We start from the raw sequence: 21,664 nt of genomic DNA on the forward strand, positions 1-21,664 counted from the left end.
TTCTTTTGTCGCGATTTGGGGTATTTTTCTTGGATGCTTCTCGACTCACGTGACTGCCAACTTCTCGCGCTGCTTCAAAAGGACTGTCGCATCTCAAATGCTGACCTTGCACAACGGGTGGGCATGTCATCCTCTGCTTGCTGGCGTCGTGTCCGTGTGTTTGAAGAGGCCGGCCTGATTTCGCAGTACCGTGCCGAATTGTCGCCTGAACATGCCGGGCTTTCGTTTCAGGCCCTGGTGCATGTTCATCTGACCCGGCACAATCCGGAACATCTTGAACGGTTCATTGCAGCGATCGAGAAGCGCCCGGAAGTCATGGAATGCTACGCAACGACCGGGCAGGCAGATTACCACATGCGGGTGATCTGCAAGGATATCGGGGCTTACAACGTTTTTCTTGAAGAATTCCTGTTTCGCCTGCCGGCGGTGGAAAGCGCGCAAACAAATGTCGTTCTGCGCGAAATCAAACGCAGCAACGCCCTGCCCATTCCTTCCTGTTGAGATCGGTTCCCGGGTGGGGTTTTCCGGCTGGTATCGGCTTTGTTGCAAAGCTTTGAACGCACCAAGCTAAAGATCCACTCGAACCCGTTCCCAAGCTACGATTTGGCCCGCCAAACTCCACGGAATTGATGTTCATAGAATTTTTCACGCATCAGGTCTGGGAGCGCCCCCAAAAACCGTCGCGCAATTCAGCTTCAAGGCAGGTAAAACGTGGTTGCCTTTTCGACCGCAACCTTTTGGATTCCGCCTTCTGCGCCGCCCTCTGGGCGGAAGCTTCCATCGACGCCGAACAGCCGCAAAACCGAATTTCGAAACTGAAGCCATTTTTTTGCTTCGCGTTTCGATTTTCCTGTTTTCTTTTCCTGTGCTTGCATCGAGTCCGGCTCCTGTTCGCTGCCGTCATCCCGAGTGTAGCATCGTTCCTTTGCTTTTTCAGATTTTTATCAGAGAACCTTACGACTATTTCGCAATTTCGTCGATCAGCCGCGTCTCGAGGAGCTGGCCATTCTGGTACAGCACCGGGTAAGCAATAGATGCGATATGGCTGTTGAACTCCCGGAACGCCCGCAACGTCTCAAGATGAATATCACTGGTTTCGAAGCTTTCCCGTGACCCGTGCTGCAATCGGCGCAGATGTCGTTTTCGGCTTTCACGTTCCACCCGCTTGATTTCGGTCTTCTCAAGGCTCAGCAGGCGCGCGCTTTCCAGATCGTCTGAAATAAGCACGTTTGATGCCAGCTTCATGTTGGCCAGAATGCCCTCGTGCATCTGAACGAGTTCCGACCAGCCTTCCTGCGAGAAACTCGAGCCTTTGGCCCGCATTTCACCCGCCAACACGGTCAAACGCTTGGCCACGACATCACCGGCCGTCTCCAGCCGGATAGCGAATTCCATCAGGTCGCGCGCGGATTTTTCATCTTTTTTTTCATATACATCCGGTGGAATCGCCGAAACGAATGCCCTGATCCCGGACAGGCAATTGTTCACGTCCTCGTCGATGGCCTGTACCGCTCGAATCTGTTGTTTGTCGCCACTGCGATACAATTCCAGGCAAGGCCGGAACATGGTTTCGACTAGGTCGCTCATCCGCAGCAGCTCACGTTTGAGGCTTGGCAGGGCCTGGCTGGGATTTGCCACATTGCCAATGTCCAATGCGCTGGCCGGTCGTGCCGGTTGTGGAACCAGTTCCTTCTTCTGATCCGGCAAAAACCTTTCGAACAGATCCTTCAATTTCCCGCAAAATGGCAAGGCCAGAAGCAGCAGTGACAGGTTGAACAAAACATGCACATTGACCAGCATCTGCCCGCCTTGCGGGTCTCCTAACAACCCGGTCCGCAAAGCCATGTTGGCGGCAAACAAACTCACCAAAGCCCAACTGCCACGCAATGCCAGGTTGGCATATGGAATGCGCCGGGCCTGGACTGGCATGGCGCGGGTGAGCCAGACCGGAATGAAGGCAGAGCCGAAATTCGCGCCAAACACCAAAGACATCCCGGCGGCGAACGGGATCGCTCCGATCTGCACAAGGGTGACACACATGAGGATGGCCGCCACCGAGGAATGCATGACGAAAGCCAAGGCGCCCCCGACCAGAAACGCGGTGATATAGTCGCGCGCCAGATAATCCGCCACCGCGGGCAGAAACGCGCTGTCCCGAATGGGATCCATTGCCTCGCGAAGGAACCGAAGCGAGATCAGGATAAAGGCCACGCCCATCAGGATGCGCCCCATTTGCCGGGTTTTTTTTGCGTCGGTCTTTACGAACAGATACCCCCCAACCGCCAACAGCATCGGAACAAGCCAGTCCAGCCGGAACGAAAGAATCTGGATGATCAGCGCCGACCCCAGATCGCCGCCAAGCACAATCGCAAGGCCGGCAGGAAAACTGAGCATTCCACTGGCCGCAAACCCCGAGGTCAACAGAGCAACAGCCGCCGAGCTTTGCAACACGACCGCCATCGTCAACCCAACCACCGAGGCCTGAAGGTAGCTGCGTTGTTGGGTCATTACCCGCTGGAAAGACGCCCCATAGCTGCGCTCGATCCCGGTTCGCACCATACGAACCGCGTAAAGCAGCAGCATCGTCGCCCCGGCAAGACTGATAAGGAAGCTGACAATTGCCATACTCTACCCCGTTATTCTTTTTGGCCCAGCTTGTCGCGGCGCATTGAATTATTCATGTTACCGACCGCGATCGGGAAGGGATACATCCCATTTTGGCCTACAAGGCGTAAACTCCTGTGAGCTTCACCGCAAGCACTTGACCGCGCTTTGACGGAACATCCGTCACTTATGAACTTGGCCAAGGGCCCCCGGAAGGGCGCGGCCCCTGATCCTATTGTGACACGAGATCGGTAAGGGGCGTCAACTCTCGGCCTTGATTGCAGCAATTACGATATCGATTGCGCGGTCCAGTTCCAAACGCGAGATCGTCAGCGGCGGTGACAGTGTCAGAACGCACCCCTGGCTGATCTTATAGCTCAGACCGGCCTCGAGACAGGCATAATAGATCCGTTCGGCGCACGCGTTCCCCGGTGTTTTGTCGGCGCGATCATCGACGATTTCGATCCCGAACATCAGGCCCCTTCCCCGGATGTCTCCGACAATCGGAACGTTCTGAAGTTCATCCATCAAGCGACCAATGGCATGTTCACCCAGTTCGGCTGACCGGCGAACCAGGCCTTCGTCTTCGATGATCTGAATTGTCGTCAAAGCGGTACGGGCGGTGACCGGGTTTTTTTCGTGCGTGTAATGCCCGATGGCAAAATCTCCGCAGACATCTAGTTGCTTACGGGCGACACAGGCGGCAATAGGCAGGATGCCGCCGCCAAGCGCCTTCCCAAGTGTCACGATGTCCGGGATGATCTCGTCATGTTCAAAGGCGAACATCCTGCCCGTCTTGCCAAGACCCGTCGGGATTTCATCCATGATCAACAGCGCCCCGTGACGGTTGCATGCCTCGCGCACCGTCTTCCAGAACCCCGGCGGCGGGACATAGGGCACGGCGCGCATCGGTTCCGCAATGACCGCCGCCACATCTCCTTCGCGCTCGAGGACATATTCCACCATTTTCGCACAAGCCAGCCCGCAGGTTTCGGGGCCCGCATGATTGTACGGGCATCGATAGCAGGCAAAGGGGGCGACATGTTCGGTACCGGACAAAAGGGGCCCCGCAATGTGACTGCGAAAGGTCGCCTCTCCGCCGACACTTGCGGCGCCGAAACCCGCGCCATGGAAGGCATCCCAGAAGCTGATTGTTTTGAAACGACCGGTGGCGGCACGCGCGATCCTGAGGGCAACCTCGTTGGCGTCGGATCCGCCAGTGGTAAAGAGCATTTTGCCCAGATCACCAGGCACGATCTCTGCCAGTTTTTCAGCCAGCTCCACCGCCGGATCATTGGTAAAGCGGCGGGGCGCAAAGGGCAGATCGTCAAGCTGTGCCTTTATGGCGGCTACCAAGCGGGGATGGCCATACCCGATGTGGTGTACCGAGTTGCCGTGGAAATCCATGTACCGGCGGCCCTCGATATCTTCGATCCAGAGCCCTTCGGCCTTTGCAATGGTGCTGACGCAGGGTGAGGACAGAGATTGATGCAGGAAAACGTTCGCATCGCGTTTGAGCAATGGCGATGATTTCGGCCCCGTCGATTTTTGCAGCCACGCCTTGCGCGCCTCGGACGTGTTTGATTCCCCTTCAGTGTGGACAATTTGTGGCATCGCCGCTCCTCTTTGCCGTCATCAAAAGATGCGGACCCCGCAAGGCCCGCCAGTACCAGGGAGGAACTGTGTTGCCCTTTCCGCAAAAGGAGTAAGGGCAACAGACTCAGTTAGGCCACGGCAGCGAATAGGTTTTGACGTTGGTGAAAAACTTCATCGCTTCGATGACGCCTTCCTTCACCCCGTTTCCACTGTCCTTGATGCCGCCAAAGGGCGACATTTCAATGCGGTAACCCGGCTGTTCCCAGATGTTGCAGGTGCCGACGTTCAACCCGTTGATGAAGGCAATCGCCCGGTTCAGATCATTGGTGCAGACACCCGAAGACAGGCCGAACTCGGTTCCGTTTGAAATTGCCATCACCTCTTCGTCGTTGTCCGGCACACGAACGATCGGCACGATGGGACCAAATGTTTCCTCCATCACCAGCTCGCTGTCATGGGGAACCTTGTCGACGACGATTGGCGGCAGCAGCGCCCCCTGACGACCGGGGTGGTACAGAATTTCAGCACCCTCTTTTTCCGCCTGAAAAACGCGGTTTTCAAAAATCTCGGCGGCCTTGTCATGGATCACGCATCCCAGTTCGGTTTCCGGGTCTTGCGGATCACCGAATTTGATCTTCTTGGCCTTTTCAAGAACCAGCGGCACGAATGTATCGGCCACACTTTCCTGCACGAGAATGCGCTTGACCGCCGTGCAACGCTGGCCGGAATTTCCGGTAGCCCCCGCCACCGCAATGGCTGCCGCCTTGTCCAGATCGGCCTCACTCAGGTCATTCAGAACGATCAGAGGGTCGTTGCCGCCAAGTTCCAGCGCCTGACGCTTGTAGACGCCCTTTTCGGCGATCATCTTGCCGACGGGCACACCGCCGGTGAAGGTGATGATATCGATGTGCTCATTGGTGATCATTTCGTCGCCAATGTCGGCGGGCCAACCTGTCACGACCTGGAACATCTCGGGCGGCAAGCCGGCCTCGTAGAGAATGTCCGCCAGTGTCAATGCGGTCAGCGGCGTCAGCTCGGTCGGTTTGCAAACCATGCAATTGTTGGTGGCAATCGACGGCGCGATCTTGTGGCTGACCATGTTCAGCGGGTGGTTGAACGGCGTGATCGCGCTTATTGCTTTCACCGGTTCTCGGGTGGTGAAAATCTTGCGGGCCTTGCCATTGTGGGTCAGGTCGCAGGAGAAGATCTCACCATCATCCTTCAGTGCCTCGGCCGCCGCGAATTGATACACGTCCTGCGCGCGCTTGGTTTCGTAGATCGCATGCTGGTGACAGATCCCCAACTCCAGCGTCAGCCATTTCGCAAGATAGTCGCGCTTTTCGCCGATCAGCTCGCCTGCCCGTTGCAGGATCTGGCTGCGCTCGTATCGGGTCAGCTTGGGTTTGTAATTCGCCGCGATCTCAAACGCCCGGCGCGCATGTTCGGCTGTACCGGCTGGTACGTGACCCACAACCTCGTTTGTGTACGGGTAGAGAACGGGAACGGTGTCATCGGTAAAGACTATTTCGCCGCCGATCCGCATTCCCTCGTTGCGTACTTCGATTTTCGACATGGTCTGATCTTTCATAGCTTACTGTGCCGCCGCTGTTGTTGCGTAGAAGAAGGCATCGAAATTGCGCAGCACGGGTTGGTTTGGCAGGTCGATGACACGGTTCACGATGAAGGGAACTTCCTGCTCGGTCAAACCACCATGGCTGCGCAACGGTTCTTTGAGTGCTGCCAGATCGTGGCGATGCTCGGACGTGCCGATGCAGATGTTTTCACCGGAAACCATCACGATGTCGCCAATGCGGTCGCCCGGCAATTCGAATTGCTCGATCGCCTCGGCCTTGGTCAGCACATGAGTGATGCCGCTGGTCGCCTTGAGCTTGCTGATGATGTCGTCCTGGTCTGCTCCGTCAGGCAAATAAGCGGTTGCAAAAGATCCCAACGCGCCATGATGCACGACGTATGGATCGGTAATCGGAAGAATGACCCGCGCCGCATCCTTGCCCAGCCATTCGTCCATCAGGTCTTGCACGTACACCACCGAGGGGGATCCATCCGCCAAATGCTTTGGCTTCATGCCGTGATCCGCGGTCACCACGATGGCCGCACCCAATTCATCCAGTTCGCCAAGATACCGGTCGAACATGGCATAGAAATCGAGTGCGCCTTTTTGATCGGGTGCAAACTTGTGCTGGATATAGTCGGTCGTCGACAAATACATCACGTCGGGCTTGAACTCTTTCAGCAGCTTGACGCCAGCGGCAAAGACAAATTCGGAAAGCTCTGCCGAGTAGACCTCGGGGACGTCCATGCCCAGCCATTCGCTGGCGTTGTCGATGCCATGTTCCGCCAGCGTCGTTTCACCCGACCGTTCGGAAGAAAACGCAACCGCCCTGCCCTCGTCAAATTTCAGCCCGGCCCCCAACAGCGCGCGCAGCTTGTCCTTGGCGGTTACCATCGCCACGCGGAAACCTGCGTCGTAGAATTGGGAAAAAATGGTCGGCGCACGCAGGAAGCGGACATCATTCATCATCACTTCCTCACCGCTGTCGGGGTCGATGAGGTAGTTGCCGCAGATGCCATGCACGATCGGAGGGCGCCCGGTGGCAATCGAAAGATTGTTGGGGTTGGTGAAGGACGGGATAACGGAATGGGCCAGTCGGTCCGTGCCCTCTTCGCGTATCCGCTTGAGATTGGGCATCAGCCCTTTCGCAATCGCGACATCAAGATATTCGGGCTCGCATCCATCAAGGCAGATGGCAATGGCAGGCACCTTCGGCGTCGGATAGACGCGCTCATTTGCTTCGACAGGGGTTTGAATGGTCATCTGTATTTTCCTTGATGTTTAAGCGGCCAGCTTGGCGCGTTCTTCCAGTGCCCGAAGAGGAGGAGCGGCGTTTGTCACGCCCATTTCTTCCAGGGATTCCTTTGCTGCGCGCACGACATTGCGCATGACGTCTTCGTCCATCTGACCGATGCATCCGACGCGGAAACTGTCGACGACGGTCAGCTTGCCCGGGTAGATAATGAACCCTTTGTCCTTCATCAGGTTGTAGAACTGATCGAATACGAATTTCTCATCGGCGGGGCAGAAGAACGTGACGATGATCGGGCTGAGCCAACGATTGTCCAGCAGCGTTTCGAAACCCAGTTCACGCATGCCCGCAACCATGACGTCCCGGTTGCGGGTGTAACGTGCGCCGCGGCCGGCAACACCGCCTTCAGCTGCATGCGCCCGAAGCGCTTCGATGAAGGCGGCGACCACGTGCGTCGGCGGGGTAAAGCGCCACTGACCGGTCTTGTTCATGTGCGCCCATTGGGCGTGCACATCCAGAGACAGGGAATGACTGTTACCCTTTGCGGCTTTCAGCTCGTTCTTGCGCGCCACAATGAAGCCAAAGCCAGGAACGCCCTCGATGCACTTGTTGGCCGAAGACACCATGGCTTCATATCGAATATCCGAGGGCCTGAGCTCGATCGCGCCAAAGGCAGACATCGAGTCGATCAACAGCTTGCGACCGGCTGCATATGTGGCCTCGGATATTTCCTCGACGGGGTTCAAGATACCCGAACTGGTTTCGCAGTGAATGGCAACAACATGCGTGATGGCCGGGTCATCCGCGAGAATGCGCGCAACCTCGTCGCCCCGTGGCGGCAGGTAATCGCCCTTGTCCAGCACGATATGGTCCCGGCCCAGATACTGTAGCGTCTGCGCAGAACGTTGCCCATAGGCGCCATTGGCCAGTACCAGCGCCTTTCCTTCCGGCGGAATAAAAGACGCCAGCATTGCTTCGACCGAGAAGGAGCCGCTGCCTTGCATTGGCACACAATCGAAGGCGTCGGCACCTTCACCAAGCAGGTCCAGCAGGCTTGACCGCAGCTCTTTTGTCATGGCGCGAAAGTCGTCGTCCCAGCTGCCCCAGTCCTTCAGCATGGCCTCTTTTACAGCATAGGACGTTGTCAAAGGACCGGGTGTCAAAAGGTATGGTTCGCCGAGGCGCGGTTGCTCGATTTTTGGATGGGATGGCGTCATTACCGGGCTCCAGAACAGCGTTTTCACAAACACCATTGCAGCAACGGTTGCTATATGTGAAATTGCAAATATCAATCTAATTATAAGTGCAGCCTATGCACAAATCATTGGGGACCGGTGATGCGGCACAGCCAGCTCAAAGCCTTTCATTACGTGGCCAAACATGGCGGGTTTTCCCGCGCGGCCGAGGCGCTTTTTCTGACGCAGCCGGCAATTTCCGAACAGGTTCGAAAGCTGGAACAGGATCACGATCTGTTGTTGTTTCAGCGCGAACGAAAACGCGTGAACCTCACCCCCGAAGGCGAACAGCTTTACCGGTTCACAAAGCAGTATTTTGAGATCGAAGATCAGATCGAGGACTACCTTTCGGAAACCAAGGCCGCAATCGACGGGGAATTGCGGATCATCGCCGATTCAGCGCATCACATGACGTCTTTCCTGGGGTCGTTTCAAAAGAAGTACCCCAAAATCACCATCACCGTGCGGTCCGGAAACACCGAAGAAATTTTGGAAGAACTTCGGTCGTACAATGCCGAGATTGGTGTTGTCGGCAGCCTGTCCCCCGGCAAGGACATGGATGTGTTGAACCTTGGGTCCACTGAAATCGTGGCCTTTGCCGCCCAAGGCGTTCTTTTGGCATCCAAACCTTCGCTTTCTTTGGAAGAACTGGCCGATCTGCCGCTGGTTTTCAGAGAGCACGGGTCAAAAACACGTCAGAAATTGGAAGAAGAAGCCGAAAGGCGCGGTATCACGTTGAATCCTGCAATCGTTGCGGAAGGACGCGAGGCCGTGCGCGAGCTTGTGGCCTCGGGGGCAGGCATCGGGTTTGTCTCTCAGGCAGAGTATGGGCATGATGATCGGTTGCGACAAATCAAGCTCAAGGACGTGAAGTTGCAAATGGGTGAAAGCATGATTTCGCTGTCGCAACGGCGCAACGTAAAGATCATCCGGGCCTTCATGGACTTTGCCCAGCGCGCGCTGGAAGAAAAAAGCCCCCCCGCCGATACCTGACCGGCGGGGGCACGGTTCCTTTGGCTACCGGCTTCGCCAAGCCTGAGTGCGCTTCAGGATGCCTTTTGAAGCAATCAGGTGAATGATCCGGGCAGCGGCGTTGGTGTAAAAGATCATCATGCCCATCGCCGCCGCAGGCGCGATATCCCCGGCATCATCCATGTTCAGCACCGCGATGGACGCAAGCGTCGTTTTGGGAGAATAGAGGAATACCACTGCCGACACGGTCGTCATCGCATTGACGAACAGATAGATTGAGATGTCCAACACCGCTGGCAGACAAACCGGAACCGTTACCCGTGCAAACAGCTTCATTGTCGGCTGTTTGAGCGAGGCAGACACTGACTCAAATTCTCTGTCCATTTGCTTGAGCGCGGTGACGGCCGTCAGGTGCGATACGGTGTAGAAATGCGTCACAGTGCAAATCACCAAAATCGCCATCGTGCCGTAAATCCCGTTCAGCGGATTGGACGGGTTGTTGAAGAAGAAGATGTAGGACAGCCCCAATACCATTCCCGGGATCGCCATGGGTAGCATCGCGAACATCTGGAAAATCGACCGGCCGGTTCTGAACCCGTTTGATTTTTCAACCAGATAGGCCCCGAAGAACACAACCGTCGTGCCGATGACTGCCGTCAGCAACGCCAGTTTGATCGAGTTGAAATACGACCCCCAGCCGCCGCCGTCCATTCTGTTGAACTGATAGTTCTTGAAGCTCAGACTCAGGTCGTAGGGCCAGAACTTGATCAGCGCCGCAAACTGACACACAGCCAGAAGACCAACGATGAACAGGCCGATCAGGCTGCAATAGATCAGGAATATGCGGTCAGCTTGCGGGTTTGGCGTCGCCTGATATGGCACGGAACGCGCCGAAAGCAGCGCAACCTGCTTGGACTGAACCATCCGGTCAATGGCAAAAGCCAGAATGGCCGGAATGACCAGAACCACAGAGACCACGGCGCCCATTTCAAAGTTCTGCTGGCCGATCACCTGTTTGTAGATATCCACAGCAAGCACGTTGAATTGACCACCGATGACCTTTGGCAATCCGAAATCAGTGATCACCAGGTTGAACACGACAAAGGCCGCCGAGATCAGGCCATAGCGGGCCCCGGGGATGGTTACGGTCCAGAAGGTCCGCCATGGCGTCGACCGCAAGCTGGCCGCAGCTTCATACAGGCGCGCGTCAGATATCGCGAGCGCGGTCGATATGATCAGAAACGCGTGCGGAAAGGTAAAGAAAACCGATCCGATCACGATGCCTATGGGGCCGTAAATGCTGGCACCGAACAGCAACTCCTTGATCATGCCCTGATTGCCGAACAGATAGACCAACGCGATGCCCGGCAAGAGCGACGGAACCAGGATCGGTGCCATCGCGATAAGGCGAAAAACACCCTTGAACCGCATGCAGCTTCGGTTCAGCGCATAGGCGAACCAAAACGCCAGTGTCACCGTCACAATGGTGCTGACGACCGAGATCCAAAGCGAGTTCTTGATCGAATTGAACAGTGCCGGTGTCGAGAAGTAGTTGATGAAATTGTCCAACCCTCGCGACTGGACCGGCCGCATTTGCACCCGGCGGAACGTGTTGGAATCAAGCTCGACCCAATCGGCGCCTTCATTCAATGTCGATCCGACCAGAAAGCGCCCGGTATCCGTCGTGTTGCGGATCTTGTACATCACCGGGCTGCGAAAGCTAAAATCAGGAAAAAATCCGGTTACCGGCAAGCGCCCGTCCGAACCCGTCACCAGGTCAGAGTCGGAATAGACCCCCAATTGCCTGTTCAACTCGTCTGCCGACAGGATCGTTCCGTCGAAGACGCCTGCGTCGTCACTTACCTGAAACTCGTACTGGGACAGCTCGACCCGATAGGTCGAAAACGACTTGGACAGCATCGTGTAAAGCGGCAACGCCAATGTCACGACCAGATACAGCGCGATCACCATCATACTGCCGCGCATCAGGATATCATCACGGCTGAGCTTGGGCTTGATGTCCGGCCCGACAGGCAGGCTGTCCTGATTGGTAGAAACCGAGCTCATGCCTTGGCCTCCGGCGCTTCAAACGCCATAAGGCGGTTCTCGGGAAGCTCAATCACCACGCTGCGCCCCTCTTCCAGTTCCAGACGACGCACGGCATTGATCGAGAAATCCGCGATCAGTTCCGATGATCCGAACTTCTCGTTGTTCAAGCGGCAGCGCCAGAACGAACCCAGGAACTCCATCTCATCCAGCGTCACCTCTATGCAGTTCCGATTGCCGCCCGTGTCGAGATAACCAGCTTCATGAGGGATGATGTCTTCGGGTCGAATGGCCGCGATGATCGGAGTTCCATCGTTGAACTTGTGGCTGAGGCAGGCAAAGGTCTTTTCACCGACGCTCAAACGTCCGCCTTTGGTGACCTGCGACCGGATCTGGTTCATTTCACCGATAAAGTCGGCAACGAACAGATTGGCCGGATTCCGGTAGATTTCGGTAGGGGGCCCCACCTGTTCGATCACACCATGATTCATGACCACGATGCGGTCTGCCATCGCCAGCGCTTCTTCCTGATCGTGAGTCACCATCACGGTGGTCACACCCAGCTTGCGCTGCAACTCCTTGATCTCGTGCCGCAGATGAACACGCACTTTGGCGTCCAGCGCCGACAGGGGTTCGTCCAGCAGCAAAAGTCCGGGGTTGGTCGCAATGGCACGCGCCAGCGCAATTCGTTGCTGCTGACCACCTGACAATTGCGCCGGATATTTCTTGCCCTGATCCGGCAGACCAACCAGGGTCAAGAGTTCGTTTACGCGAATAGCGATATCCGATTTGCTGCGGCCGGTGTTTTCAAGGCCAAAAGCGATGTTCTTTTCAATCGTCAGATTTGGGAACAACGCGTAGGACTGAAACACGATCCCGAAATCACGCTCGGACGGGGGCAGATTGGACACGTCCTTGCCATCCTGCATGACCGTACCCTTGGTCTGCAAATCCAATCCGGCGATTGCCCGCAAAAGAGTGGTCTTGCCGCACCCGGACGGGCCGAGGAAACAGACAAACTCGCCCTCGTTGATTTCCAAAGAGATGTCCTTGAGCGCCAGAAAGCTTCCGAACGCTTTCCACAAATTCTGGATGCTGAGATACAGTTCACCGGGTGGTGTTTTCTGAAGCACGGGAGAAGTCCTCACATCTGCACCTCGGGCGCGGCCGGTCCTGGCCGGTTGAAACCGGGTGAGTAAGTTGTTTTTCGGGGAACAAGAGACTGGTGTGCAGGAGAGGCACGAAAACCTCTCCTGCCAATGGGGTTACTTCGCTTCCGACTTTCCGTCATAGCGAGACTGCCATTCCTTCAGGATTGCCGCGCGATTGTTGGCGGCAAACTCAAAATCATTTTCGATCATTGCATCCAGAAGACCCTCTGGGAAGTGCTCAACCGGTTTTGCAACGCCCGGATAGGCGACAACTGCATAGCCGGTGTTGTACATCTCGTTGGCTTCCTTGGTGACGGTGAAATCCACCAGCTTTTGCGCGGCCTCCAAATTGGCGGTGCCAGCAACAATTGCGGTGGCTTCCATGTCCCATCCGACGCCCTCGGAAGGCACGATGATCTCAAGCGGCGCGCCGTCGGCTTTGGACTTTGCCCCGCGGAACGCAAAGGAAATGCCAATCGGGATTTCGCCTGCTGCGGCCAGTTTGCAGGGTTTTGAACCTGAATGGGTGTACCGCGCGATATTCTCGTGCAGCGCATCCATGTATTCCCAACCACCTTCTTCACCGAACATCTGCAACCAGCTGGACACGTCAAGGAAACCGGTGCCCGATGAGTTCGGATTGGGCATGATCACCTGATCTTTGTACATCGGATCGGTGAGATCCTTCCAGGATGTCGGCGGGGTCAACCCGGCCTTTTCGGCCTCGACGGTATTGTAGCAGACGGATGCAACCCAGGCGTCCATGCCGACCCAGGCAGGGGGGTTGTCGCCATCAACAAATTTTTTGTCCAGCTTTTCCACACCGGCCGGCGCATAAGGCTCCAACATACCTTCTGATTTCAGCAGCAGCAGCGACGTGGCGGCCAGGCCCCAAACAACGTCTGCCTGCGGATTATCACGTTCTGCCAGCAATTTCGCCGTAATGATCCCGGTCGAGTCGCGAACCCAATTGATCTTGATATCAGGGTGGCTTTGATTGAACGTCTCGGCATACCGGGCCAAGTCTTCCGCCTCGACTGCGGTATAAACTGTAAGTTCCGTTTCCGATGCCGCCGCCGTCGCCGTCAGCGCACCGATAGTCAGAGCTGCGAGAAGTGATGCTTTGTGTTTCATTGTGATCCTCTGTTGGTAATTATGTTGTTTTCGCCATTCTTGCGCGGCGTTAGAACTCGATTATTGTGCACCGATTGTTTGACAGCAGTTTGACAGATAAAAACGCCAATAAAAATCGATTATATCTTCGATGTCATAAGCATCTCCTATAGATGAAATCCGCTCGCCCCGGAAGATCAGCGCGGAACTGGCCATGACGATCAACAGATCATCAAGGCATGTCAAAGGAGCTTAATTCTCAAAACTTTCCCGCGGCGGCGCAAGAACGCTCAACGTGTCATCGCAAGGAGTCCGATCCCGATCGCGACAATAGTCGCTGCAAGAAGCCTGTTGGATTTCGGCCCTTCGCCGAACCACATCACACCAATAAGCGATGCAAAGATAACCGAACTTTCCCTAAGCGCGGATACAACGCCCAAGGGCGCGACCGTCTTCGCATACAGCACCAGCCCATACGCCACGCCAGAGATGACGCCGCCTGTCAGACCCGCCCACACATAACGCCTGGGCAGTGCGACGAAACGCTGCCATCTGGTTGCGAAGATAAATCCGGCGACAAAAATTTCCGCAACGAACAATGCCGCAATGTATCCCAGTATATTCCCGGACAGCCGGATACCAATGCCGTCCACAATCGAATAGGACGCTATCATCAGGCCCGTGCCAAACGACGCCGCCACGGCGACCCAGCTTGTGTTTCGGCCCAGCCCGACCAGGGACAGGCACCCAATCCCAGCCGAGATGCAGACAATGCCGACCCACGCGATCGGCGGCAGAAACTCACCCGCGAAAAGAATGGCACCCACCGTGACCAGGATTGGCGTCATCCCGCGTGAGATCGGGTACACCACCGACAGATCCCCATGTTTGTACGCGGTGTTGAGAAACCAATAGTACCCCCAGTGGATCAGGGTCGAACCGATGATGAAGGGGAACGCCGCCCAAACCGGCAAGCCGATAAAAGGCAACGCAATCAGCGCAGGCACGGCGTGGCCAAGCGCCACCAACCCCAAAACAACCGCTTTGTCGGGCGCGCCTTTGACAACCGCATTCCAGAGCGCGTGCAACACGGCTGCGGTCAATACGATGAGAACTGCCTGTAGTGTCATTGTGGCCCGACGATATGAGCTGAATATTTGTCTTGCGTCAGATTTCGACTTTCAGCGCGCTTGTTTGCGCGCGCATGCAGTGACTTGACCAAATCTTGATCTGTATCGCGGCAGCAACGGTTTAGGGGGCTCAATCCCGCTGGGCAATGCGACCCCGGCGAGGGGCGGATCAGGTTGGTCATCGCGGGTTGGTTGCACAACGGACCAACCAGACCAGCCACATGCCATGTGGTGCCACGGCTTGGTTGCCCCTGCTCAATAAGCACCACTTCACGTTGCCACTTTCCGGTCAGATGATACGCAACCGTGCAGCCAATGATGATGCCTCCGACAATAACATGCTGCGCTGTGCGAAAGTTTGGTGTCAGCCATCGGGTCGCTCCGTACTCAGGGATTCGGATTTCCCTTCACCCTATTTGTACTTTGCAAAATTTGGCAATTGCTTTCCTGTATTTGCGTTATGCTTTCACAATATCCACGGGTTGGCTTTGCAGCGCGCCAGCTATGCTGTTTGGCAACTCCTCATCCACAACCAGAGTCGCTTTCACCGGCAGAGGTTTCATCACAATCGGACCAACCACGTCGAACTTGCTGCTATCAGCCAGGATCAGCGGCCGCTGCGCACGTTGCATCATCATATGACGCAGGTTGGCGCCTTCCAGTGAGAAATCCGTAAACAATGCCCGAGAGCTCACACCGCCGACCCCGATCAACGCATATTCCGTATTGTATCGCGACAGGTGGTCGAGCGTGTCCAAACCCAATGTGACATTCTCTGAAAAATCCAGCCGTCCGCCCAGCAGCGTGACTTCGGCGGCTGCCGACGCCAGCACAGATGCAATCGTCAAATCATTGGTATATATTGTAAGGTTTTGTCGCACAGCAGCCAGAGCCTGCGCCGCCGCCACTGTCGTTGACCCGCTGTCGATTATCACGCTGGCCCCGTCCGGAATCACGCTTGCCACATAGACTCCAATCCGTTCCTTGCCTTGCGGGTTGGTTTGAGCCCGGTCGGCCATCGGAGGTTCCCGCCTGCGAACACTGGTCGCGCCGCCCCGCACCTGATGAAGCTTGTTCTCCAGTGCCAACTGTTCAATATCCTTGCGCACGGTTTCCCGTGACACACCAAGCCGTTCCGTCAGCGAACGGATCGAGACCGCTGGCTGGCGCGAGACTTCTTCCAGTATGATGGCGTGGCGTTCAGGTGCGAGCATTGGCCGGCCCTTTGGTTTTGGACTGCACGAATATGCCAAAATTTGCAAACATGGTACAGCCCAAACACCCAATCAGGCATGCGTTGCCATGGCGCAGCGGTGACGCGCTCACACCAATGGTCCAGAGCGGTCAATGGACCCTGCCACCGGGCACGCAGTGACTACGCTGGATAGATGGGGAACGATTTGCACAACGTTGCGACCGAGGCTTTGCAGCGCGGAATTGTCGCGTCGGTATCACCCGTGGCCTCAGCTTCGATCAAATCCGCAATCACGTTTGCCAACTGGTCGAACGCGGCCTCTTTCATGCCGCGGGTCGTTGCCGCGCTCACGCCCAGGCGCAATCCAACCCATTCTGACGGTCGCGTGCTGTCATTGGGGATCGCGTTTTTGTTGGTCGTGATATTGGCCTTTTCCAGAACGGCCTCGGCGCGTTTGCCTGTGATACCCTTGGGGCTGAGATCCACGAGCACCAGATGCGTGTCAGTACCACCGGACACGATACGCAACCCCCGGGACTGCAAGGTTTCTGCAAGTTTGGCGGCGTTGGCTTTGACCTGCGCTCCGTAGTCCTTGAACTCATCCGTAAGCGCTTCGGCAAGGCAAACCGCTTTGGCCGCCAGAACCTGGCTGTGGATCGAACCCTGAACGCCGGGGAAAACCGCAGATTGCAGCCTCTTGAACCAGTCCTCGTTGTTGGTGAGGATCAGCCCGCCACGAGGACCACGCAGTGTTTTTGTCGTGGTGCACGTCACAATGTCCGCATGCGGAAAAGGCGAAGGATGCACGCCCGCGGCGACCAGCCCGGCAATATGGGCCATGTCCACATGAAAATGCGCACCAACCTTCCTGGCGATTTGCCCCATGCGCCCGAAGTCGATTTCCCGTGGATAGGCAGACCCACCCGCGATCAGCAGCTTTGGCCGGATTTCCTCGGCCAGTTTTTCCAGCGCATCGCAGTCAATGACCTCGGATTCGGCATCGACACCATAATGATGCGGTTCGAACCAGCGACCCGACAGGTTGGCCTTCAGGCCGTGACTCAGATGACCGCCGGCAGCCAGATCCAGCGACAAAACCCTGTCGCCAGGCTTAAGCAGCAGAAAGAAAACAGCAAGGTTCGCCTGGCTGCCGGAATGGGGCTGAACATTGGCATAGTCGCATCCGAACAGTTCCCTGGCGCGGTCGATTGCCGCCTGCTCGACGACGTCGACAAACTGACCGCCCCCGTGGAACCGGTTTCCCGGATACCCTTCAAGCGTCTTGTTGGTCATCTCATGCCCGAGAGCATCCAGCACCGCGCGGCTGACGATATTTTCGGACGCGATCAGCTCAATTTGGTCCTGCTGGCGCTTTTTCTCGTTTGCAAGAGCTTCTGCGACGACGGGGTCGGTCATCCCAACTGGGTTTTCAAAGTGCCGCGACATCCGGGCTCCTCCGATGCGATTGCGTTTTCTCCAAAATTCCAGAGTTCCACTGGCCGAAGCAAATCAGTATTGCTATTTATTTGCCGCAGAAAAACTAAGGCTTAAATGGATGTCACTTTCCCCTCGTCGCCCGAAAGGCCCACATCTCAATGCTTTACGAGCATTCGAAGCGGCGGCTCGGCTTGGAAGTTTTGCCGCAGCGGCAGACGAGCTATCCGTTACTCCGGGCGCGATAACTCAGCACGTCAAGGCCCTTGAAGCCTGGGCCGGCACCCAACTTTTTGTCCGAAATGCCCGCGGGGTCGAGATGACGGCGCTTGCCGAAGAGCTTTTGCCCGGGTTCACCCAGGCGTTTGATCAATTGGGAATGGCCGTGCAGGAACTTCGAACCAAGGCCCTGCCGCGCAAGGTCAAGGTCGCCGCGCTGCCGTCGATCGCGCAATTGTGGCTGGCGCCCAGACTTGGAACGCTCAGACAAATTGCCCCGGATTTGTCCGTGTCTGTTGTGGCCCTTGAAACGCCGCCAAACCTTACGCGTGAACCATTTGACATGACTTTGTTCTTTTCCGGTGAACTGATCGGAATCAACGAAATCAAAATAGCCGAAGATGTGATTTTCCCGGTTTGCGCCCCCTCGGTCGCGGATCGATTGAAATCTGTTTCAGATCTTTCGCAGGAAACCCTTCTCCATGACGGGGCATGGGCAAATGATTGGGACAATTGGCTGAACAGCCAACCAGATGGCGCACGTGTACCGAAGACGGGAACCGTGCACTCGTTGTATTCCGTCGCGCTGGAAGAGGCGCGTCATGGCGGTGGCGTGTTGATGGCGCACGAAGTTCTGGTTCAGAACTTGCTGGACAATGGCGATCTGGTTCGCCCGTTTTCGGCCTCGTTGAAGCTTCCTCGCGTAATGGTGGCCAAATTCACACCCTCTTTCAGCAGGTCCCCCGTATTCAAAGAGTTCAGATCGTTTTTGCTGAACGCAAACTGAAAAGCGGTGCCCGCAAAACGGGTTGTTCGCGCCGATCAGGCCCGCCTTCCCCTGACAGTCTCGGCTGGCCAAATTTGACAACGGCCCCTTCGGGCAACACCATCAAATCCGTGAAGCTTCACATACTTAAGTCGTGGTCCGGCCTCGGACTGGAAGGTTGAGAAACGCGCCCCGACGATGCAAGCTGCTGTCAAGAACCATGGTTCGGGACGGAGGAAGAATGTCAGACGCGCGCCCCTCGGCGGAAACCGATCCTGGTCTCGCCGTACGCGACCTGAGCTTTCATTATGGCGCCAAGGCGGCTTTGGATGCTGTCTCTTTTGACGTGTCGGCGGGGATGTTCTGCGGTCTGCTCGGTCCGAATGGGGCCGGAAAATCTACACTGGTGTCGCTGCTCACGCGATTGCTTGTGGCGCCGGACGGTGAAATCACGGTCGCGGGCCATGATCTGCGCCAATCCCCACGCAAGGCGCTGGCAAAGCTTGGCGTGGTCTTTCAGCAACCGACACTGGATCTGGGTTTGACGGTGCGCCAGAACATGGCCTATTTCGCAGCTCTGCATGGGTTGTCGCGATCCGAAGTCCCTGGCCGTATCGATGCGGCGCTGGATCGGCTGAACATGCGCGACCGCGCCGGGGAACGAGTGCGCGATCTCAATGGCGGCCATCGCCGCCGGATGGAACTGGCTCGTGCCCTGCTGCACGAACCTTCGGTGTTGCTGTTGGACGAACCGACCGTTGGGCTTGATGCCGCGGCTCGGCACGCGATAACCGACCATGTGCACGACCTGGCGGAACAGGGGCTGTGCGTCTTGTGGGCCACGCATCTGACAGATGAAATGCGCGACGACGACCAGCTGCTGGTTCTTCATCGCGGTCAGATTCTTGCCAGTGGGCAGGTGGGCCGCCTGCGGGGAGATCAAACACTGTCCGATTGGTTCCTGTCCCGAACCGAGGTCCCGACATGAACGGATTCCTGGGAGTCGCCCGCGCCATCATCGGACGCGAGTTTCTGCGTTTCATCCATCAACGCGAACGATTTCTGGCAGCTCTGGTCCGGCCAATGGTTTGGCTTTTGATCTTCGCAGCAGGGTTTCGCGCGGCCCTCGGTCTGTCGATCATTCCACCCTACCAGACCTATATCACTTACGAGACCTATATCGTCCCCGGCCTGTGTGCGATGGTTCTGTTGTTCAATGGGATGCAAAGCTCGCTCAGCCTTGTCTACGACCGCGAGATGGGCTCGATGCGCCTTCTGCTGACCAGCTCGTTCCCGCGCTGGTGGCTTTTGTTCTGCCGTCTGCTGGGATCAACGGCGATATCCATCCTGCAAGTCTATACGTTTCTCGCATTGGCCGCTGTGTTCGGCATTGTCCTGCCCCTACCCGGATATGTCGCGGTTTTGCCGGGGCTGGTTCTGGGTGGTCTGATGCTGGGCGCGCTGGGGCTGGTGCTGTCCAGTTTCATCAAGCAGCTGGAGAATTTTGCCGGGGTGATGAACTTTGTCATCTTCCCGATGTTCTTCCTGTCCTCCGCCCTTTATCCGCTGTGGAAAATGGCTGAAAGCTCGCCATTGCTGCGTGATATCTGTGCGCTCAATCCTTTCACGCATGTGGTCGAGTTGATCCGGTTTCTGCTTTACTTGCAGATCAACTGGGGGGCCCTGCTGTGGGTTCTGGCGTCAACCGCGATACTGAGCGCGATCGCCGTTTGGGGGTACGACCCGGCCCGGGGCCTGATGAGGCGGAAATCATGACGGCCGCGCCACAAACCGCAAAGCGGAGTCTGCTTCTGAAAACACGCTTGGGCCTTGGGGCCGTCGTGCTGGGATCAGGCACCCTGCTGGCGGCCGCAATCCTTTACTTCGGGATGCAGACCGTCGCCAGCCGCCTGGAAACGGCACTGGCATCGGAAACCCGCATGGCACGATATGCTGCTCTGTCGACCCAGGCGGCCACATTTCTTGTGATAGCAACCGAGTCGATACAGACCGGCCAAACGGTCGAGTCTCGACTCGATCGCCTTTCGCCGATCCAAGACCAAATTGGGGCAACGTTTCTGAACCTTCGTTCCGATGTGGAAGATGCCGTTGCCGCGGTTCAATCCCTGGGGCTGGACGAACAATCGCGATACGGAACCCAATCCCTGGGTCTGGCCAGAATGGAGGCGCTGCTGGCCAGCACGCTGGAAGGGCTAGCCGACGCAGACGCCGATCAGGCCCAGCTCCGCGCCTATGTCGACTCGTTTGCGTCGGCGTTTGATCCCCTTCTCAGCCAGGCGGTGAATACCGAAGTACTGTTTCGAAACTCCGTCATGGCGGGAATCGAAAGGACCCGCTGGGTTCTGACCTGGGCGGCACTGGCACTGGCACTGTTCGCCTTGCTCAGCACGGCGTGGTTCTATTTTGGCCTGGTGCGACCGCAGTTCTCTCGTCTGGATCGGCTGCGCAACGCGGCGGTTCAGGTCGGCCGATCCGAATTCGCAATTTCGCTGCCTCAAACCCGCAATGATGAGATCGGCCAGTTATATGGCGAGACCAACCGCATGGCCGCTGCATTGAGAAAACGCCAGGCCGAGGTTGACGCAGAATGGGCCCGGTTGAACGAGACCATTGCCCAGCGAACCCGCGAACTGAGCGCTGCAAATGAGTCCCTGTCCAAGATCGACGAAAACCGGCGCCGCTTTTTTGCTGATGTCAGTCACGAACTGCGCACACCGCTGACGGTCATCATGATGGAAGCTCAGATAGGCCAGAGGGATAACCAGACCGCGCCAGAGGCGTTGGCAACAATCGAAAGCAGCGCCGCAAAACTGAACCAGAGAATCGATGATTTGCTGCGCGTCGCCCGTTCCGAAACCGGTGAGCTGGCTCTGGAACCAACCAACGTTGCACTATGCGATCTGATGCAAACAGTTGTGAGCGACATTCAACCTGAAATCGACGGCGCCGACATGCAGCTTGAAACGGGCGACTTCCCGGATTGTTCGTTGCACTGTGACCTGAACTGGATTCGTCAGGTCCTGCTCAGTCTGATACGCAATGCGATCCGACATGCGCGGGACGGGAAGGCGTTGTTGCTGTCCGGTCAATCGGTTGATGGTGGCGTTCAAATACAGCTGACCGATAACGGCCCCGGAATTCCCGACGGCGCCCAAACCCGGATCTTCGAGCGGTTTGTACAAGGAGGGGCAGCAAACAGTCAGGGTTTCGGTGTCGGGCTGGCACTGGCCAGGTGGGTTATAGAGGCCCATGAAGGAACCATTTCGGTGGCAAGCCCGGTTCCGCGTGAAGACGCCTTGGGATCAAATGCCGGTACAAATGTCTGCATTCGACTACCTCTGGCGGAGGCATAGAAAA

The 21,664-nt window shown here is 56.7% G+C and carries 18 protein-coding genes; 6 read left to right on the forward strand and 12 right to left on the reverse strand.

What is annotated here, in order from left to right:
* Positions 1–33: 33 nt before the first annotated feature.
* Positions 34–501 (forward strand): Lrp/AsnC family transcriptional regulator, encoded by a 468-nt coding sequence (locus ACR0FB_RS05485; RefSeq protein ID WP_171637228.1) that lies wholly within the window; start codon positions 34–36, stop codon positions 499–501.
* A 459-nt stretch (positions 502–960) separates the two neighbouring features.
* On the opposite strand, the gene ACR0FB_RS05490 is transcribed toward ACR0FB_RS05485, so the two are convergent.
* From ACR0FB_RS05490 to ACR0FB_RS05510, 5 genes are all read right to left on the reverse strand, one after another.
* Complete coding sequence (locus ACR0FB_RS05490; RefSeq protein ID WP_480488494.1) at positions 961–2,625, reverse strand: Na/Pi cotransporter family protein; 1,665 nt, start codon at positions 2,623–2,625, stop codon at positions 961–963.
* A gap of 240 nt (positions 2,626–2,865) precedes the next feature.
* The gene (pbfA, locus tag ACR0FB_RS05495) at positions 2,866–4,218 is read right to left on the reverse strand and encodes a (R)-1-hydroxy-2-aminoethylphosphonate ammonia-lyase (protein ID WP_480620415.1); all 1,353 of its coding nucleotides are present in this window, start codon (positions 4,216–4,218) and stop codon (positions 2,866–2,868) included.
* A 106-nt stretch (positions 4,219–4,324) separates the two neighbouring features.
* A complete protein-coding gene (gene phnY, locus ACR0FB_RS05500; protein ID WP_171637141.1) occupies positions 4,325–5,773 on the reverse strand; it encodes a phosphonoacetaldehyde dehydrogenase in 1,449 nt (482 codons plus the stop codon).
* Positions 5,774–5,791: 18 nt separating this feature from the next.
* Positions 5,792–7,036 carry a phosphonoacetate hydrolase gene (phnA, locus tag ACR0FB_RS05505; RefSeq protein ID WP_171637143.1) on the reverse strand — a complete coding sequence of 415 codons (1,245 nt, stop codon included), beginning with the start codon at positions 7,034–7,036 and terminating at the stop codon, positions 5,792–5,794.
* Between the two features lie 18 nt (positions 7,037–7,054).
* The gene (locus ACR0FB_RS05510) at positions 7,055–8,242 is read right to left on the reverse strand and encodes a 2-aminoethylphosphonate--pyruvate transaminase (protein WP_171637145.1); all 1,188 of its coding nucleotides are present in this window, start codon (positions 8,240–8,242) and stop codon (positions 7,055–7,057) included.
* 120 nt (positions 8,243–8,362) lie between these two features.
* On the opposite strand from ACR0FB_RS05510, the gene ACR0FB_RS05515 reads away from it, so the two are divergent.
* Positions 8,363–9,253, forward strand: a complete 891-nt coding sequence (locus ACR0FB_RS05515) for a LysR substrate-binding domain-containing protein (protein ID WP_171118368.1) — start codon at positions 8,363–8,365, stop codon at positions 9,251–9,253.
* A gap of 24 nt (positions 9,254–9,277) precedes the next feature.
* Here the strand turns inward: ACR0FB_RS05515 and ACR0FB_RS05520 are convergent, their stop codons facing one another.
* From ACR0FB_RS05520 to ACR0FB_RS05550, 7 genes are all read right to left on the reverse strand, one after another.
* Complete coding sequence (locus ACR0FB_RS05520) at positions 9,278–11,299, reverse strand: putative 2-aminoethylphosphonate ABC transporter permease subunit (protein ID WP_480620417.1); 2,022 nt, start codon at positions 11,297–11,299, stop codon at positions 9,278–9,280.
* Entirely contained in the window at positions 11,296–12,411 is a 1,116-nt protein-coding gene (locus ACR0FB_RS05525; RefSeq protein ID WP_480620419.1) for a putative 2-aminoethylphosphonate ABC transporter ATP-binding protein, read from the reverse strand. The genes ACR0FB_RS05520 and ACR0FB_RS05525 overlap by 4 nt, the downstream gene beginning before the upstream one ends.
* A gap of 132 nt (positions 12,412–12,543) precedes the next feature.
* Complete coding sequence (locus tag ACR0FB_RS05530; RefSeq protein WP_171118362.1) at positions 12,544–13,563, reverse strand: putative 2-aminoethylphosphonate ABC transporter substrate-binding protein; 1,020 nt, start codon at positions 13,561–13,563, stop codon at positions 12,544–12,546.
* A gap of 269 nt (positions 13,564–13,832) precedes the next feature.
* Positions 13,833–14,672, reverse strand: coding sequence for an EamA family transporter (locus ACR0FB_RS05535; RefSeq protein ID WP_171637153.1), 840 nt, complete (start codon positions 14,670–14,672; stop codon positions 13,833–13,835).
* The gene (locus ACR0FB_RS05540) at positions 14,669–15,073 is read right to left on the reverse strand and encodes an FAD-dependent oxidoreductase (protein ID WP_371807751.1); all 405 of its coding nucleotides are present in this window, start codon (positions 15,071–15,073) and stop codon (positions 14,669–14,671) included. The genes ACR0FB_RS05535 and ACR0FB_RS05540 overlap by 4 nt, the downstream gene beginning before the upstream one ends.
* Positions 15,074–15,130: 57 nt before the next feature.
* Entirely contained in the window at positions 15,131–15,886 is a 756-nt protein-coding gene (locus ACR0FB_RS05545) for a DeoR/GlpR family DNA-binding transcription regulator (RefSeq protein WP_171637155.1), read from the reverse strand.
* A 161-nt stretch (positions 15,887–16,047) separates the two neighbouring features.
* Positions 16,048–17,313, reverse strand: coding sequence for a serine hydroxymethyltransferase (locus tag ACR0FB_RS05550; RefSeq protein ID WP_480488503.1), 1,266 nt, complete (start codon positions 17,311–17,313; stop codon positions 16,048–16,050).
* 109 nt (positions 17,314–17,422) lie between these two features.
* Between ACR0FB_RS05550 and ACR0FB_RS05555 the strand changes: the two genes are divergently transcribed.
* The 4 genes from ACR0FB_RS05555 to ACR0FB_RS05570 all read left to right on the forward strand — a co-directional run bounded on the left by ACR0FB_RS05555 (position 17,423) and on the right by ACR0FB_RS05570 (position 21,660).
* Positions 17,423–18,307: a LysR family transcriptional regulator gene (locus ACR0FB_RS05555; RefSeq protein ID WP_480620421.1), complete on the forward strand. Its 885-nt coding sequence runs from the start codon at positions 17,423–17,425 to the stop codon at positions 18,305–18,307.
* Between the two features lie 220 nt (positions 18,308–18,527).
* A complete protein-coding gene (locus tag ACR0FB_RS05560; RefSeq protein WP_171637160.1) occupies positions 18,528–19,274 on the forward strand; it encodes an ABC transporter ATP-binding protein in 747 nt (248 codons plus the stop codon).
* Positions 19,271–20,062 (forward strand): ABC transporter permease, encoded by a 792-nt coding sequence (locus tag ACR0FB_RS05565; protein ID WP_171363233.1) that lies wholly within the window; start codon positions 19,271–19,273, stop codon positions 20,060–20,062. The genes ACR0FB_RS05560 and ACR0FB_RS05565 overlap by 4 nt, the downstream gene beginning before the upstream one ends.
* Positions 20,059–21,660 carry a sensor histidine kinase gene (locus tag ACR0FB_RS05570; protein WP_171637163.1) on the forward strand — a complete coding sequence of 534 codons (1,602 nt, stop codon included), beginning with the start codon at positions 20,059–20,061 and terminating at the stop codon, positions 21,658–21,660. Before ACR0FB_RS05565 ends, ACR0FB_RS05570 begins: the two co-directional genes overlap by 4 nt.
* Positions 21,661–21,664 lie beyond the last annotated feature (4 nt).

This window comes from Ruegeria sp. P10 (genome assembly GCF_056534925.1).